The sequence below is a fragment of the Stenotrophomonas sp. 2YAF22 genome, from assembly GCF_052114665.1.
Lineage (GTDB): Bacteria > Pseudomonadota > Gammaproteobacteria > Xanthomonadales > Xanthomonadaceae > Stenotrophomonas > Stenotrophomonas indicatrix.
This window is the reverse complement of record NZ_JBFRFE010000400.1, coordinates 1-4,025: the sequence shown is the minus strand read 5'-3', so window position 1 is coordinate 4,025 and position 4,025 is coordinate 1. Positions and strand designations below refer to the sequence as shown.

The 4,025-nt window shown below is 65.2% G+C and carries 2 protein-coding genes; both read right to left on the bottom strand.

Going from position 1 to position 4,025, the window contains the following annotated elements; all coding sequences use genetic code 11:
• Positions 1–3: 3 nt before the first annotated feature.
• Positions 4–1,464 carry an esterase-like activity of phytase family protein gene (locus AB4Y84_RS15280; RefSeq protein ID WP_442244869.1) on the bottom strand — a complete coding sequence of 487 codons (1,461 nt, stop codon included), beginning with the start codon at positions 1,462–1,464 and terminating at the stop codon, positions 4–6.
• 21 nt (positions 1,465–1,485) lie between these two features.
• A complete protein-coding gene (locus AB4Y84_RS15275) occupies positions 1,486–3,786 on the bottom strand; it encodes a TonB-dependent receptor (RefSeq protein WP_442250380.1) in 2,301 nt (766 codons plus the stop codon).
• Between the last annotated feature and the right edge of the window lie 239 nt (positions 3,787–4,025).

Here is a 4,025-nt window from a genome sequence, read left to right as displayed (position 1 = left end):
GCACTACGGCAGGGTGAGCCGATACACCAGCACCCGGTTGTCGTTGTCGTACGCACTGTCGCAGTGCTCGCCCTGCATGCGGCAGTTGCGGGCGGTGAAGTCGTTGTCGTTGCCGATCAGCAGCAGTACGTCGTTCGGGTGCTCTGGATCAAGCGCAGGCAACACATCCATCGCCTCCCATTTCTCCGACAGCAATCCCGGGTGAGGGCCACGCCCTGTGTCCAGGTCCAGCCCGGCCCGGGCGAGCTGCGGTCGGTCGAGCAGGTTCAGCACCTCTTTGACGTTGGCGGGCACGATGCCGGTCTTCAACATGGCGTCAGCCGGATCGGCCAGCACCGATGCCGTGCCGGTCTCATATTCCGTGTCCACCAGATTGGAGGCCTGCGCCACGTTCACCAGCAGCACCGATTTATAGACGATCGGGTCGTTGCCCTCCTTGCCCAGTCCATTGCCATCGCGCGCCAGCATCAGGAAACGCTCGTTGTCCAGCGCACGCAGCTCGCTCTGCGCAGCGGTACGGTCGAGCTTGCCTTTGCCATCATGGGCGTAGGCGGGCAGGATCATCACATGGTGGCCCACCGGTTGCGTCGGCGTCGGGTTGGCAGACACGTCGTAGACCAGCACGCGGGTGTTGATGCGGCCGGCGGCATTGCCCGCCGCGCTGTCCTGCATCAGCGCGCTCTGCAGGGCAACGAACAACCGTGTGCCGTCGGGCGACAGGCCCATGCCTTCCACGCCCTGGTTGTTGCGGCGCCCGGTCTGCGGCGGGGCCAATGATCCAAAGGCAGGTTTGCCATCACGTTGTGGCTGGATCGCCTGCGGCGGCACGATCACTCCCTGCAGCTGGCCCTGTGCATCGAAGTAGTAGACGTTGGCGGTGTACTCGTCGCCGATGTAGAAGTGGCCGTCGGCAGTGAACTGCAGCGATTCGGCATCAAGCGCGACCTTGCCGGCCCCCGCGCCCACGGCGGGCGAGGGCAGCACCACGCCACGCTGGTTGATCGTGTGATCACCCGGGTCGGCACCGGTGAAGGGCTGGCCGTTGTAGTCCTTCAGCACCAGCCCCTTTTCTGGCGTCATCGTCACCACGCCGAAGCCCTTGGACGTTCCCTGCGGCCAGTCGATGCGCAGCTTCATGCGCTCCAGACGGCCGGCATAGTCGTAGAACAGCCCGGCCTCCGGATCGTTGCGGCCGCGGTCGGGCAGGGTCCACAGCACCCCTTGGTAACCCCGCGCGGTGCGCCGCCACGTGCCCGGCTGTATCGCCAACGACGAGAACGAGCCCAGCGTATCGCCGAGGAAGTCCACGGTGCCTGCCGGCAATCGCCCGGCGGCGACCAACCCCTTGTCCACGTAGGTGAAGCTGCCCACGTCCACCGCGCGTGGCGGCACGCCGCGGGCTTCATGCGGTGCGTTGTAGCCGCTGACCGAGAGCGCGGCCAACAGCAGGGCAGTAGCGGACATGGGTGACTCCTCGGCCGGCGATCAGAAGCGGATGTCGATGGTACCGAACACCTGGCGCGGTGCCGACGCATGGAACACATACAGCTTGCCCGACGGGTCGCTGGGTGCGAACACGCTCGAATCCAGGTTGCTGGCGTAGCGCTTGTCGCCCAGGTTGGTCACGTTCAGCGACAGTCGCATTCCCTTGGCGAAGCCGACCTGGCCGAAATCGTAGCCGCCGGCCAGGTCGAACACGGTGAAGCCACCGAAGCCCTGGTCGTTGGTATAGGTGTAGAAGCGCTCGCCGGTGTACTTGCCGCGCAGACTGGCAAACCAGCCGTTGTCGCGCCAGGTGATCTCAGTGGCCAGCAGCTGCTTGGGCGTGTCGGTCTGGATCTTGCCCTTGATCTGCTGTTCGACGCCGGCCTGGAAGTAGTTGGAGGCGTAGGTTGAGCGGTTCAGCGACGYCGAGGTGTACCAGCTGAAGTGCTCGTTCGGTGTCCACAACACGGTCAGTTCGGCACCGCGGCTGTCGACGCCGCCGACGTTGTAGAAGCGGTTGCCGCAGGTCGGTCCGACCGCCTGCCGCGAGTCGCAGGGGTTGTACTGCAGCAGGCGGTTGTCGAAGCGCACGCTGTAGGCGGCGACCGATGCCTGCAGGGTGTCGGTGACGAAGCGGTAGCCCGCTTCCAGCGAGCGTGATTCCTCTGGCTTCAGGTTGCCCTGCGCGTTCCAGGTGGCCTGGCTGACCGCCTGCGGGCCGAGCTTGAAGCCGCCTTGGAACATGGCGATGTTCTCGGCGTAGCTGGCGAACACTTCGTGATGCTCGCTGAGGCGGAAGTTCGCACCCACGCTGGGCAGGAAATTCTTGCTGGCCTTCAGCGAGCCGGTGGCGAACTGGTTGTTCGAGCTCGGCGAGATCGGTGTCTTCGCATCGCCGGGCAGCGCCTGCGCATCGGAGGTGGCATGCGGGCTCTTGGCGCCGAACTCCAGGGTCAGGCGGTCGTCGAGCAGGCGCCAGGTGTCCTTCAGGAAGAACTGGTGGGTCTTCCAGCGCGTGCGTTGGGCGAATACGCCCACGTCCGAGGGCAGGGTATTCATGCCGCTGAGGTCGCGTGGTCCGTCCACAGCGGTCTGGTAGCGTTCGGCACTGCTGGTGTTGCGTTCGTACCAGACGCCACCTTCGATGCGGTGTGCACCCAGCTCCCAATCGAACGACAGCGTGCCGCCATCGCGGTCGATGGTGTAGACGGTGTTGCGGAAGATGATCGGGATTTCCTGTGCAGTGCCCTTGTTCGACCAGGCGCCGCTGTTCCAGTTGTGGCCTTCGCCGCGGTCGTCGTGGTGGTAGGCCAGCGCCCGCAGGGTGAAGCCGTTGGCGAGGAAGAAGTCGCCGGCCAGGTAGTACAGGTTGTCATCGCGCAGGATCTGCCCGGCAGTGAAGGCACCGTCGGCATCCTTGTCCGCACCGCTGTTGTCGCACTTCTTCGCATTGAGGCTGGCGGTGTTGCAGTAGGCCTTGGCCACGGCCTTGTTCCAGTCCGGTGCATAGCCGCCCCAGTCCCAGCCCAGGCCGCGGGACATCTCGTCTTTGGACAGGTAGAAGTAGTCCGCCTGGCTGGTGCGCGAGGTGTCGACGAAGCCGGTGATCTGGCCGCTGCCGAAATTCCACACGCCCTTGGCGTTGAACTGCTTGGTGGTGGACTTGTTGTAGGCGGTCTGGTCGTTCCACAGGTCCGAGACCGCGTTCATGCCCGATACGTAGCCGGAGAATCCGTTGTACTCGCCGCTGTCCACGCGCACGAAGGTGCGGCGGTTGGCATCGCTGCCGAAGGTCTGCACCACGCGGCCGCCCAGTTCCTGCGCCGGTCGGTCGGAGGTATAGGAAATGCTGCCGCCGAGGTTGCTGGTGGACGGCGTGCCGAGGCTGCCGATACCCACCGCGAGTTCGGCACCAGCCATGTTCTCGCTGATCAACGCACGGTTGATGGTCAGGCCGTTGTAGTTGTTGTACGCGCCATCGCCCAGCGGCACGCCGTCCAGCACGTAGCCCAGGCGGGTGGAGTTGAAACCGCGCAGGCTCAGGGTCATCGACTGTTCGTTGGTGCCCAGCGCGTCGGCCGACTGCGCGTTGACGCCGGGCAGCAGATTCAGGGTCTTCTGCAGGCTGGTGCCTGGCGGCAGGATGTCCAGGTTCTCGCGGGTGATGCGCTGCACCTGGCGCGCCTCGCCACTGCCGATGACTGAAACTGCATCGAGGTCGGTGGCGGACGGCGCCTGCTGCGCCCACGCGGTCGGTGCAAGGGCCAGGGACAACGCAGCAGCCAACAGGGTCTTGGTCATGGAACAGGCACTCAGGCAAGCGCGAGCCGCCGCATGGAAGCGGAGCTCAGGCAGATGAAAGGGGAAACACGCGATGCGATCACGGGCGCCTTGGGCGCCGCGCGATCAACGTGAAAATGGTGCGCTAGACAGATGACTGTCTGGTGACATGGTCAACTGCGGACATCACGCGTGGGTAGTGCCGGCCGCTGGCCGGCAGCTGCAGGATGCTGCGGAGGGTTCATGAGGCTGCCGGCCAG

What these genes read in the sequence shown, in the direction of transcription:
- AB4Y84_RS15280 (WP_442244869.1), bottom strand. Translation starts at nt 1,464, where the DNA reads ATGTCCGCTACTGCCCTGCTGTTGGCCGCGCTCTCGGTCAGCGGCTAC.